Genomic DNA, 11789 nt, shown 5'->3' with positions numbered 1-11789 from the left:
ACTGTCAATTTTTTGAGCTTAATCTTGGCGAAAACCCAACATTTTCGAGACTATGCCCGCCATACTTTTAGTGTCCCTCGGTATCCATCTACCGTAGTGTTTTCTCACCATTGTTGTGTCGGAGTGCCCAAGCTGCCTGGCCACCCATTCGACTGGCACATAGCTCGATAGCATCTGGCTAGCAAACGTGTGGCGACATTGATTGGCACCTCTGTGGCGGACTTCGGCCTTTTTAAGGTGGGCGGTAAACCAGTTGCTCAATGTTTTACCGCTCCAGAGTAAGCCGCTGGTGGAGCTGCGAAAAAGGAACCTCACTTTCATTTTTTTGGACGTGATGTTGTCGCGTTGGATAACGGTGATCTCTTCGGCTTGTGCGTCCTTTGCGGCGGCGACAATCTCCCTCATGAGTTCGAGGGCAGGGTCTATCAACTCAACGACTCGTACCCTTGAGCGTTCCTTGGGGACTTTGAATTCTCCTACGACCAATGCCCGCCGGACGTGTACCAGGCCGGTTTGAAGGTCGACGTCTTCAGCAGCCAGTCCGATAAGCTCGGACAGTGACAGCCCAGTCCAGCAGTTGAACTCGATCATTCGGGCATCAGCTCGTCGGCTAGGGTCCGCTTTACCAATCAACTCGATCTCGGTGCGGCTGAAGGGGTCAGCATGCTCGAGGTCTACGTCGGCCCCGACGTTACCTATCCTATCCAGAGCGTTAGCTTTTAGAATCCCATCACCGAAAGCGTCAGCCCAAACCCCTCGGACCACGGTAAAAATATCATTCACTGTCTTTGGGGCTAAGCCTTGCTTGAGCAACTGTGCCTGGAACAACTCGATATCGCTCTTGCTGATGTCGACGATTCGGCGTTTGCCGAACTTCTTTTCAACATGTCCAGCCTTGCTTACGTAGTTGATCACAGTGCTTGAAGCTTTGAGGGCTCGCTGGACTTCTAACCATCGGTCAATGCCTTCCTTCACGGTGCGCTTCAGTGAGGGGCCTCCTGTTCCCGTAAACATGGTAGCCCTGGGTGAGTTAGGGAAGTGGGCCGCATAATCGAAGCGACCCTCTTTGATCTCCGCGAGCACGGTGCGGCGCTTGTTGTCGGCATAGGCGATTGCAGCCTTGTTGACCTTTGCGATTCCCTCCAGTGGCTCACGGCACCGTTGGCCGTTGAAAATGAACCAGATGCGTAACTGTTTACCGTTCATCTCAACTCCGGTCGGCATCTTGTCGATCATGGCTTCCCTTCCATCCAGCGCTCTATGGCTGCACGGTTGTATACGATCACGTTGGCAGGGTCGTAACGCCAGTGCTTGCCCTCAAGCCAGAGCCCGCGCGTGCGGTATTTACGGACGGCTTCTGTGCTCAGGCCGAACACGGGGTAAAGCAGGCCTTGTCGAAACCAAGCACCGGGCGTGATGTGAAAGTCGAGTTTCTCGGCGGCGCTCATACGGCATTCTCCCGGCAAGGAAAGGGGGGCAGGCTCACTGCTTGATTAGTTAGGTTGATGTGCGCCTGCTGCAGCTCGGCAATTTGCTTTTGAGCGGCCTCCAGCAACAGCCAGACCTCAGTCTCACCAGCAAATTCGGCGACGTGCTTGGGGGACATGAGAGCCCATTCATCGGGGCGGACGTTAGTCAGGTCTGCAGGCCAGTAACGTCGGCCTGGTTTTGACTCTGGAGGGTAATCCGCCATTTTAGAAACGTGCGTATACCCCACGACAGGCTGCGCGAGCGTGAGTGTCTGAGCGTTTAGCGTTGCATCAGCAAGCGCTGTCCCGCGCAGCTTTTCGTGGGGTATAAGTGCCTCGGCAGTGGTGCTGGAAGGAGCAATAATGCCTGCTGCTTCGCAGCAGAGACTGTTTGTTTCTAGCGTGTTGGCGCTGCTGATAGTGCGGAGCAAAGCGGGCGGCGTAATGGTGTTGTCCTGTAGGTTTTTCATGCCGCTTTCCTCCGGTGTTCGATGGCTAGTTGGTTCATCAGGCGCTGGTGGTAGGTGTTGCGTGCTTCTGCGGCAGGCCATGGGCGAATGGTTTCAGCCATGGGCTCGATGCCGATCAAGCAATCCCAGATAGCCGGATCGGTTGGCATGAGATCGCGGCGCTCGGTGGCTAGCGCAATCAGGTCGGCCTGGTGTATGCATGCGGGTAGATCGAAGGCCAGGTCGAAGCGATCACAGATGCGCCCCCACACGACGTCCTCAAATCCTCGGTAGTCGGGCATCCACTGTTTAAGTGGCCGGGTCATATCGTCCAGGTACGCCTCGGTCGCATCGTGGAGCAGGGCCGCCAACTTGTGTTCTTCCGGCACCAGCTCGGCGACGATGCAGCTGTGTTGTGCCAGGCTGTAAAACTCGCGGGTGTGCGATGGCCGATCCGTTGCGTTACGCGTAACGGCAACTTGTTTCTGGCCTGCCATGTGCGGGCTTTTTTTTGGAAAAAATCCATGACCCCTATGTTTCGAATCGTGGCTGATGGTGCCGACGTGACGGCCAAAATCAATGATCGGTTGTTGTTGCTTCGCACCTCTGACAAGCCCGGGATGGAGTCCGACGAGTTTGAGTTGCGCATTGATGACCGGGACGGCCAGGTGGTGCTGCCTCGGCGTGGTAGCTCTATCGAGATCTACCTGGGCTATGCCGAAACGTCCTTAGTGCGCCTGGGGCGTTACGCGGTGGATACGGTCGAAGTGTCCGGGCCGCCGGACACGATAGTGATTAAGGGCAAGGCCAGCGACATGCGCGGCAGTGGCAAGACCATCCGTAGCGGAAGCTGGGAGGATGTGCCGCTGTCGAAGATCGTGGCCGATATCGCGGCTCGCAATGGCTGGCAAGCGGTGTGCCTGAGGAGGCGAAATTCGCCAACGGTGTTGTGGTAGATATGCCGTACCCCACTGACGACGTTCGTCTGCTAACCCAGGCGGCCATAGGCGCGCTCGAACGAATATTCCGGCCAGGCTTCAAGTACAGCAAGGCTGAGGTGATGTTGCTCAATCTGTGCCAGCACGGCGAGTACACCGATGACCTGTTCGCCACGTCGCAGCCGGTTCAGGCTACGCGGGTGATGACAGTGTTGGATCAGATCAACGGACGTTGGGGGAGGGGGGCTCTGCGTTCGGCCAGCGTGCCAGCGGATCCCGACTGGGGGATGCGGCGCGAGATGATGAGCCAGAGTTACACGACTAAGATTGATCAGCTATGGTCAGTAGTGTGTAAGTAGCTGATCTATCTGAGCTTTCTTAAAGATCCGATTTTGATTTGTGGTAGCCTGCATCTAAGCTAGTTCGGGTTTAAGTTTTAATAGTCTAGAAGTAAGCCTTGATGCTCTAGGTTATCTACATCAAATAGTAGTTCGGCGATGAACTGGGCTGGAATGTAATTGACTACGCCGCTTACTCCTGATCCAGCTATTACCATTCCGGAAAATTCCATTTGTCCATTTGCGTATCTGATCACAGGAGAGCCGCTATATCCCCGCAAACATCTATTTTCGTCCGTGCGGATACTTAGTGACTCTAATTTCGGTAGCTGAGGGGAGGTTTTTTTTCCAAAAAGTATACCTAGGGATGCAGAGAATTGTTTCTCAGTGTAATCATATGATCTGTGAGTATCCGGATAACCGAAAACAACATAATTTTTATCTTCATCGCTGATGTCGTCATCAATCGCGTAGCATATGTCTAGCCAGTTCAGTCCGTTAGCCCTTAATGATTCAATGTCATCAGGATAAACTCGCATTACCAGTAAGTCTTGGGAGGGTTCGTAGTCGTCTTTCATAATGGCTTCACGGTCAAATCTGATTTCAACGCCTGATGTACGTAAAAAAATCCTGATGTCTTTAGGTGTGGTTTTTTGGTTAACCCATATATGTTTTGCGGAAACTAGATAAATATTTTCCTGCCATGCCACGGTAAATGCAGTTCCCACACCCCAATAAGGAAAATTCTCATCTTCAGAATAGATTACGACAGGATGTATCATGCCAAGTAGCGCGTCAAACAGGCCTTCAGCCATGGAGAAATTTATTTTCACTGGGCGTGTCCTTGGTTTAAAAAGTTACGGGGTTTCATGTGGAATAATTAGAGATTTTAGTGAGTTAGCCATCTCTTCGAGAAGTTTTGGCATGTCTTCAGGATGAATGTCGACGGGGTCGATTCGCGGCATGGTAATCGGACTTCTCTCAGAGAATTTCCCCATCAGCGTGCAAGCTTTTTTCTGATAACTCAAGGCTTCAGTGGCTAGCGCTATATTCCTGCTTACTTGTGTAGATGTAAATTGCTCTGAAGGATTGCTAATAATGTCATTCTTGAAACCTACATAGAGTGACGCGTTTTTTCGGTTGTTGCGATGCTCTGTAAGTGCGCTGCTTGATTGAAGCAATTTGAAAGCCTCTTCAATAGATCCTAACGCTGCGATTGTTATCGAAGTTTGTACGTTTTCAGTATTAAGCTTTGCTTTGTGGTCTCTTAATCGAGATAATAGCTTTTTCTCGTCAACTGGATGTCCAGCGAGTATTTTTACTCCGGCAGAATGTAGCATCAGGCATTTGGAAAGCTCTTCGCGAGCGATATGAGATAGTGTAAATGCTCTTGAATAAGCGCAATGAATAAATAGAATATTTGACTCATCTATCAATGACTCGGCATTGGTTAGGAGTGCGTGAATATAATCATCAATTTGTTTGAGCGAAAAAGACATATGTCACCATGAGCAAAAACTAATTGGTTTTGCAAGACGGATAAATTACTCGCCAGTCTACGCCGTTTAACCCCCATGCGCGTATGTACGACCTGCCATATAACCACTAGCTTTCCCTCAATGTCCCACATTTAAACGCAATTGGGGCGCGCACAAAGGGAACGACTTATTCACGATCTATCCTCTCCCATTCCCGGTCATACTGCTCTTTTTCGTCAATGCATTTTTCGCATAGAAGACTGCCGTAGTAAGCTTGAGACCCCAGAGCAGCCGCCAGTTCATCACCTTGAAGATTTTCTTGGCACTCATTATGGTAACCGCCCGGATCAGTTACGCCATCGCAGGATTGATTCAGATACGGTTTCAGAACGATTTTTTGAAGCTCAGACAAATGATCGAAACCGTTGCCCACCGCCAGCTGGGCTATCCCACGGACTTTAGCATCTTCATTGTCTAGACTGCCGCTTTCTAGAAGCTTTTCCAATACCTTCACTTCACTCATGATTCCCTCCAAGGGTTGTGGCGCGTGTATAAACAACGATAGCACTACGCGGAGAAGGGTTAGGGGATAAATCTGGGGTGTGATAGTCCTTTTTTTGACAAGATGGCCAGATGGTGAGCCCAGGGCTGTCTGGGCTTTGAGTAAGCGCGCAGCGATGTCCTGTGGTGAAGATCGGCTAGGCGTCCACTACGGGTGTTGCAAAGTAGGAGGGCTGTCTCAATTATAGAATTAAAAGCATTGTTTGGGCTGGATTTTGATGAGTTTTCGTTATAGAAGCCCTTATGGCTTAGGAGATTTCCATTGGTAACAGTCAGGCAGCATTTCGTACCACAGGCATATCTGAAGGGATTCTCTGAGAGTACTGGCTCGCCATTTATTTGGGTTTACGATAAGCGAAGCGGATATCGGCCGAGCAGAAAATCTGTAAAATCGGTGGCCTACATTGATTGCTACTACTCGCAAGAGACGGAGTCTGGCGAGCAAGATATAGATTCATTAGAAAAAGCATTTGCTGAGACCGTGGATAATGAGCTGCCGCTCATAATCCAGAGTCTAGAAGTTGTACCAGGTCGTAGAGTCCTCCTGTCTGATGAGGATAAAGGGAAGATTGCCTACTTTATTGGGCTAAGCCTGACAAGGGTTCCGAACTTTCGAGATGGTATCAATCAACTCTATTCTTGGATTGCGAAGATGGCACTGTCTGAAGTAGCCAAGGATAATGATAAGATTTCGGATTTGATAGATAATCACGGTTTAACGGCTGAAGCAAAGGACTGGGTCTCCTTGCGTCCAATGCTCGAAATGGGTCAAATAATTAGCGAAAGTGTTTTGAGTAAGAATTGGCAGTTTTTTATACCAGCTGACAATATCAGTTTTATGACATCCGATAATCCAGTTGTAATTGGAGGGCGTGCAGGTATGGGGCCGGGGCATCCAATGGGAGAGTTGATGATTAGTCTGCGGAAAGATCTCGCACTGGTGTGTACTCCTCGTGGTAAAAAAACCATAGAGGTATTTAAGCAGAGTCCTAGTGAAACAAGAAGGTTTAATCGCGGAATTGTAAGGGCGGCCCGGAATAGAGTTTTCACAGATCATAATTCATCTACAATTGATCGTTTTGTTAAAAAATATGGCCATGAGCAGCAACAAATAATTATATGAGTTTGAGTTGGTATTTATGAGATTTTGTCTTACATGAAATAGCTTAAAAAGCGAGTGCTAAAACTGAATTCACAGATTGTCGGCCAGCCCACGCGGCTTAAAAAAACGTCCTACGCTTGCTAGATATTTACTGCAAGGGCGGCGTACCGAAGCCTTCAAATTAAGCAAAACGGTTTGCGCGGCGATTGATCTGTCTAATCTATCATTGGGTGGTGTGAGGGCGACTTCGGAGCCGCACGAGTGGGGCAAACCGTATTCCAATCCATACTATTCAATGCCTATTAGGCATTTGTGCACGGCTGTCCAAACAGTCGTTGAGGGGAGAAACCACGGGGCGTTCCCTCGATATCCCCTAGATACCCCTACACAATGGGGGGCGTTATTCAATTGACTTCACCTTGCTGACTCGCTGACTCTCGGCGCGCTGAAGATTTGCATTTTAAGAAGTGTTTGTCGTAATGTTGTGAAGGCACCCGGTAGGTGCCGGCCGTCCACAAAGGCAAAGCTCACGCTCTACCGTGACCGTAACAACTGCCCTGTATTGGGTTCTCGTAGTGGACACTAGGCCTGGCCCTGGAGGCTGACATGAAACACGCCCTTACTTACGCTGACGTCCGATGCGTCAAGCGTCTCGCCAAGCAGCTCAAAGCTACCGCCCCTGAACTATCACATGCTCAGCGCTTGGATAAAGCAGCAGTTGAGCTGTGCGGTGCTCGAAATTTTCACGAGCTGAATCGCTGGTTCGACCGACTTATCAATCAGCATGTCGCCACACCCGATGGCCCAAACAGTGTAAGTCACTGTTTATTCTGTGATTACCGTTTTGCTGCCGACTATAAGCCTGATCAAAAATCGCACCGTGATGTCCACGAGCGATTATTGGAGGCCGAGAATAAGCTAGGGTACCGACCTGGGACCTATACCGAGCGTGAGCGGATGAAGCAGGATGGATACGAGCAGATGCGCCGTGGGGAGAATGAGGCAGATCGAGTTGATGGTTTGCTTATGATCACTCGTAGCTGGTTCGACCGTTCGCTTCACAGCGCAGTCACGGACGGCTATTGGACCAAACATCCGACTTTTGAGTCGTATGTGGCCATGATGATTCCCCACCTGGAAACCATGGATTCGGTTATGGCTGCCACACTGGCAGCACGTTTTGGGCGAACACCGGGGATGATATCCAAGGGCCAAACCTACTGGTCCCCGCGCTGATTCTCGAATGCCGTAGGTCGATTCGAGATTTGATTGCATCGTAGCGGATGACGCAATGGCACTAAGGCATACAAAGCGGCTCGATAAGCTCTGTCTGCTTAGGGCAAATTTAGGGCATAACGTGGGCCGCTGTAGGCCGTTTCTGTCCTTGCAGCCTACTCAAAACCCAATATAATTGCGGCCTTGAGCGGGTTGTGAGGTGTGCTGGTCGGGTTCGAATCCCTATCTCTCCGTCATTATTTAAAAAGCCCTGTAATTCAATGAGTTACGGGGCTTTTTGTTTTCCGATTCTACCCAGTATTTCTACCCATCTCTTATCTCTGTTTACTCTGTGTAGAAGATCTTTGATGCAGTTGAATTTTGCATCAGATTGATGGAATGCGTGCAGTCTGAACGATTCACGTAGCTCTCACTGCTCCGAGCGATTTCCTCTCCATTCTTGGCGTAATAGATCCAGTACCACTGCCTAGAATTGTCTTTTTTCTGCCAGTAGCACGGATACGTAACCTCACCCAAAAAAGGAATACATCTACTGCGGTAGCCAAAAGTCGCTAGACGAATTCGGGGCCTTTGCTCAAGACGGGGATGAGGACGGCGCGAATAAGATGGTCAGTGACGGCAAGTGCCGCATCAGCTCCGGAATGAAGGTGCGGGTGTTCCAGGAAAACGAATACGCTGCAAGCTTCCTTTCACCCAGCGGGAAGGCGTTCTACACGTTTAAAGCATGGTTGAAGAAGTAGGAAAAAAGCTGCTGAATCAGCGAAGGCGGAAATGCGCTTAGTACGCGTATAGAAAACCGAATTTGCACCCTTTTTAAATCGGCAAATATTGGAGCTCTGGGGTGGCTCACTGGCTGCCCCTGAATCGCCCCGGATTCTTTAGACACCTTGCAAGCTCATTGCTCAACCCGCCAATGCGTTCAGCACATGTACTGGATCGTTGTGAATGGCCTTAAGCAGTGCTTTTGCTGGGCCAGTAGGCTCGCGCCGTCCCTGCTCCCAATTGCGTAAGGTTCCGAGTTGCACATCAATCAGTGCGGCAAACTTGGCTTGAGTCAGGCCCGTTGCTTTGCGAATCTCTTTGACCTGTAGCGCATCAACGTGGAATTCGCGCGAAGGCTGACGCTCACCTCGTAGGATTTCGTTCATTTCCTGCACGCTTCCCATCAGCTCGTCAAAAAATTTGCTCATGATTATCTCCAGTGTTCGATTGCAGCCTTCAACGCTTTGCGTTCGTCGCTGGTCAGGTCGTGCTGTTCATTCTTCGGGTAGATCATCAACAGAATAATCTGCGACATCGAGACGAAGTGGTAGTAGATCACCCGGGCTCCACCTTGTTTGCCATGGCCCTTCGCAGCAATTCGAGCTTTACGAATTCCACCGGTGCCTTCGATCACGTCACCTGCGGACGGGTTAAGCATCAATGCACGCTGAAAAACAGTGTAGGCATCGTCATCAATCAATTCTTTCACACGGCGCGTGAAGGTTGGGGTCTCAATGAAAATCATAGCTAATGTACGCCATTGGCTTAGTTTTCGGCAATGCTAAGCCCGTATACGTCAGCGTGCAGCCGATGAGTTGTAACTGGTTTTTTACGAGTCTTGATGTATCGGAGGACTGTCGATATGCCATCCAGTAAAGACCCCACCGCTTGGGCCGTTGCCCTCGCATGGCGGGCTCAACTGTGGCTGCACCACTCTGGCAATCCTCTCTGGGCTAAGCCTGCTAGAGCTCCCACAAGAGGCGGCAGCGTTCGTGGGGGCATGGTTGGGCTACCGGCGTCGACAAGGCGCGCAATCTGGCTGAACGCTTCGCCGGTGCCAAAATCCCCCCGACGCGACGAGGATGAATTAACACATCCCCCCAGCGCGGCTACGGCTACCGTTGGCAGCAGGCTCGCCTCGGCTGGTTAAGACATCACCCGCTGTGCGCCGAATGCGAGCGCCACGGCCGTATCACCCAAGCATCGGTCGTCGACCACATCCAACCCCATAACGACGCCCACAAACAACGCTTCGAAAAATCCGGCGTAATTCTCGGCTGCACAATCGACGGCCAACTCTGCTGCTGTCCTGGCAATCCTTCGTTGTCGATAGTCTATTTGGCTGGAAAGGCTCAGACGGTTTCCGCCGCTTCCGCACCGCCTACATCGACCGCCAAAGGCTCCGGCAAGTCGCCGCTGGCCGCCGGTATCGGCCTCTACGGTATGACCTCGGACGCCGAAGCCCGCGCCGAGATCTACGCAGCCGCGACCAAAAAAAACACCAAGCGATGATCCTGTTTCGCGACGCGGTTTCGATGGTCGACCAATCCGCATTGCAGGCCGAGCGCCTGGAGAAATCCGGTTGCGGCGAAAAGGTCTTGAGCCTGGCCCACTTCGCCTTTGGCAGTTTATTCCGCCCAATCAGCGCCGACGACGGCGCGTCCGCCTATCGCGTTGCTGGACGAAATCCACGAATACAAAACCCGTGTCGTGGTGGACATGATCCGCGCAGACACCAAAAGTCGTCGCCACACGCCTCGGCGAACCGGCCGCACGGTTCAACATCGTCGGCGTGGCGTTCGATCCCTATCTCTCCGCCATTATTGAATAACCAAAAGCCCCTGAAAGGTTTAACCCTTTCAGGGGCTTTTGCGTTTCAGATGGCTTCATCGTAGAGGTGGGTTGTGTCCGGTGCGGGTACCGGCGTCCTTCACTCAAACACTAACCCCTCACTCCCCAAAACCTCCACCATCTGCGCAAACTCCGGCAGTCGCGCCACATATTCCGTTTCGAACGCCAGATACCGATCCTGCGCCGCTACGTAACGAATCTGCGGTTTCACTCGCGGGATGTCTTTGGAGGACAGTTTCAGCACGTCATTGCTGCGCTGGTTCCAGAACCACGCCAGCGTGTGCGTGCCGAAGGTTTGCGTGTGGTAATTCCACACCCACCAATCGCCATGGCCGCGGGCGACGTGCAGTTGCCCATGAAAGGTGCGCAGGGTGATGACCTGCTTGGGTTGCGTGGTCAGCAGGCGCGTGTCCTGGCGCAGTTCGCTGCCGAAGCCGTCCAGGACTGCACGGGTGCTGGCGCCGGTGATGAAGTTGAAGCGCCACGCCAGCAGCACGGTTTCCTGATAGCCCGAGTGTTCGCGGTTGGGCCGTGTGCCTTCGCTGAACAACAGTACCTCGTCGCCTTCCAGGTACGCTGTGGCCGCGCGCAACTGATAACCCTCAGCCGGCAACGGTTTGGCGGCGATGACGGCGTGTTGCGCGGGGGCTTGGTTGCAGATCCAGCACTGCGGGCCGTTGTGCTGCATAAACAGCAAACGGTTGGGCCCGATAGGCAAGAGGGTCAGTTCATCCGGGTGTTCGAAAATGACCTCGCTGGTCTGCGCGGTGATGCGCCAGATCCGCGTCAACGGCTCGGGGTCGTAGAGGCGTTGACGCTCGTATATCTGCCCATCGACCACCACGCAGGGCTCTTCAAACGCCGGCCATTGGATCTGGGCAGGCCCGAAACCCTCCACAGCATCACCCTGGCGGATCTCGTACTGATAGCGGTCATCCGAACCGTACGCGCCGCGCGTCACCTGACGCTTCCACAGGCTGTGTTGAACGTTGGCATCGATAAGTTGCAGATCGGCGCCGTCCACGCCGTCATCGCGGGCTTCGAGCATGTCCTGCTCGGTGGGTGGCCAGGGGTTGTAATCAATCAGGAAGCACAGCCAGCGGTCTTCGTCCTGCTCGGTAATCGCGGCCCAGCCGTTGCGGTAGTTGTACGCGTGCACAGAGGTCGGGCCGGGGTAGTCGTGCACGTCCTGCAGCCACTTGAGCTTGCTGCGCCTGGGTGGGCGCGCGGGCGGTGTTTGCGCTTCGATCAGCGTCGGCGTGAAGCGTGGCGCTGCGTTGTGCTCGCGCCAATGCCGGGCAAACCGCTCGCGCTGATCGGTCGGGACAATCACCGGGCGGTAATCGTCGCCACCGGCGTCGAGGTTCCACAGGTCGAAGCCCTCGCGCGCCAATGCAGTGGCCAGCGCATCGAAGCACACCTCGGGCATTTCATTGCACAGCTCGTCCAGCAGCGCCTCGAATGCCGGGCCGCACAGCACAGGGATATGGGGGTAGGAAGGCGGCAACAGGGCCAGCCATTCGCCGCCGGGAGTTTTCCAATCGATATGCACCAACGGATCGAAACCAGCTGTCATGACGCCTGCCTGCCCTGGGATTGTGTACC

At 52.7% G+C, this 11789-nt stretch carries 15 protein-coding genes and 2 pseudogenes; 6 read left to right on the top strand and 11 right to left on the bottom strand.

The features are described from left to right. Positions 1-18 precede the first annotated feature (18 nt). From G7025_RS21445 to G7025_RS21430, 4 genes are read right to left on the bottom strand one after another with little or no spacing between them, the layout of a single operon-like run. Entirely contained in the window at positions 19-1236 is a 1218-nt protein-coding gene (locus G7025_RS21445; protein ID WP_181081094.1) for an Arm DNA-binding domain-containing protein, read from the bottom strand. Further along, positions 1233-1448: an excisionase family protein gene (xisR, locus tag G7025_RS21440; protein ID WP_181081093.1), complete on the bottom strand. Its 216-nt coding sequence runs from the start codon at positions 1446-1448 to the stop codon at positions 1233-1235. The genes G7025_RS21445 and xisR overlap by 4 nt, the downstream gene beginning before the upstream one ends. After that, positions 1445-1939 (bottom strand): hypothetical protein, encoded by a 495-nt coding sequence (locus tag G7025_RS26860; protein WP_258197720.1) that lies wholly within the window; start codon positions 1937-1939, stop codon positions 1445-1447. Before G7025_RS26860 ends, xisR begins: the two co-directional genes overlap by 4 nt. Next, on the bottom strand, positions 1936-2415 hold the full coding sequence (locus G7025_RS21430) for a phosphohydrolase (protein WP_258197719.1): 480 nt from the start codon (positions 2413-2415) through the stop codon (positions 1936-1938). Before G7025_RS21430 ends, G7025_RS26860 begins: the two co-directional genes overlap by 4 nt. 27 nt (positions 2416-2442) lie before the next feature. Here G7025_RS21430 and G7025_RS21425 point away from each other — a divergent pair. Together G7025_RS21425 and G7025_RS21420 are read left to right on the top strand one after the other, a co-directional pair. After that, positions 2443-2838 (top strand): annotated as a pseudogene (locus G7025_RS21425) (phage late control D family protein); the annotation flags it as partial. Next, positions 2838-3215 (top strand): annotated as a pseudogene (locus G7025_RS21420) (DUF4113 domain-containing protein); the annotation flags it as partial. The pseudogenes G7025_RS21425 and G7025_RS21420, both read left to right, overlap by 1 nt. Positions 3216-3292: 77 nt before the next feature. On the opposite strand, the gene G7025_RS21415 reads toward G7025_RS21420, so the two are convergent. The 3 genes from G7025_RS21415 to G7025_RS21405 all read right to left on the bottom strand — a co-directional run bounded on the left by G7025_RS21415 (position 3293) and on the right by G7025_RS21405 (position 5195). Continuing rightward, positions 3293-4027 carry a hypothetical protein gene (locus tag G7025_RS21415; protein WP_181081091.1) on the bottom strand — a complete coding sequence of 245 codons (735 nt, stop codon included), beginning with the start codon at positions 4025-4027 and terminating at the stop codon, positions 3293-3295. A gap of 24 nt (positions 4028-4051) precedes the next feature. Beyond that, the gene (locus tag G7025_RS21410) at positions 4052-4693 is read right to left on the bottom strand and encodes an AbiV family abortive infection protein (RefSeq protein ID WP_181081090.1); all 642 of its coding nucleotides are present in this window, start codon (positions 4691-4693) and stop codon (positions 4052-4054) included. Between the two features lie 166 nt (positions 4694-4859). Beyond that, complete coding sequence (locus G7025_RS21405; RefSeq protein ID WP_181081089.1) at positions 4860-5195, bottom strand: hypothetical protein; 336 nt, start codon at positions 5193-5195, stop codon at positions 4860-4862. Between the two features lie 300 nt (positions 5196-5495). Between G7025_RS21405 and G7025_RS21400 the strand changes: the two genes are divergently transcribed. After that, the gene (locus tag G7025_RS21400; RefSeq protein ID WP_181081088.1) at positions 5496-6356 is read left to right on the top strand and encodes a DUF4238 domain-containing protein; all 861 of its coding nucleotides are present in this window, start codon (positions 5496-5498) and stop codon (positions 6354-6356) included. A 585-nt stretch (positions 6357-6941) separates the two neighbouring features. Continuing rightward, positions 6942-7571, top strand: a complete 630-nt coding sequence (locus G7025_RS21395; protein WP_181081087.1) for a hypothetical protein — start codon at positions 6942-6944, stop codon at positions 7569-7571. Between the two features lie 324 nt (positions 7572-7895). Here the strand turns inward: G7025_RS21395 and G7025_RS27185 are convergent, their stop codons facing one another. The 3 genes from G7025_RS27185 to G7025_RS21380 all read right to left on the bottom strand — a co-directional run bounded on the left by G7025_RS27185 (position 7896) and on the right by G7025_RS21380 (position 9078). Then, positions 7896-8087, bottom strand: coding sequence for a DUF1508 domain-containing protein (locus G7025_RS27185; protein ID WP_181081086.1), 192 nt, complete (start codon positions 8085-8087; stop codon positions 7896-7898). A 386-nt stretch (positions 8088-8473) separates the two neighbouring features. Beyond that, complete coding sequence (nadS, locus tag G7025_RS21385; RefSeq protein WP_181081085.1) at positions 8474-8761, bottom strand: NadS family protein; 288 nt, start codon at positions 8759-8761, stop codon at positions 8474-8476. Between the two features lie 2 nt (positions 8762-8763). After that, positions 8764-9078, bottom strand: coding sequence for a type II toxin-antitoxin system RelE/ParE family toxin (locus tag G7025_RS21380; protein WP_181081084.1), 315 nt, complete (start codon positions 9076-9078; stop codon positions 8764-8766). 593 nt (positions 9079-9671) lie between these two features. Here G7025_RS21380 and G7025_RS21375 point away from each other — a divergent pair. Next, a complete protein-coding gene (locus G7025_RS21375; RefSeq protein ID WP_181081083.1) occupies positions 9672-9845 on the top strand; it encodes a hypothetical protein in 174 nt (57 codons plus the stop codon). Continuing rightward, positions 9842-10228 (top strand): hypothetical protein, encoded by a 387-nt coding sequence (locus G7025_RS21370; protein WP_181081082.1) that lies wholly within the window; start codon positions 9842-9844, stop codon positions 10226-10228. The genes G7025_RS21375 and G7025_RS21370 overlap by 4 nt, the downstream gene beginning before the upstream one ends. Positions 10229-10263: 35 nt before the next feature. Here the strand turns inward: G7025_RS21370 and G7025_RS21365 are convergent, their stop codons facing one another. Further along, entirely contained in the window at positions 10264-11760 is a 1497-nt protein-coding gene (locus G7025_RS21365) for a hypothetical protein (RefSeq protein ID WP_181081081.1), read from the bottom strand. Positions 11761-11789 lie beyond the last annotated feature (29 nt).

It is taken from the genome of Pseudomonas lurida (assembly GCF_013522705.1).
In the GTDB taxonomy this organism is placed as follows: Bacteria; Pseudomonadota; Gammaproteobacteria; order Pseudomonadales; family Pseudomonadaceae; genus Aquipseudomonas; species Aquipseudomonas quebecensis.
This window is presented reverse-complemented; position numbering and strand designations above follow the sequence as displayed.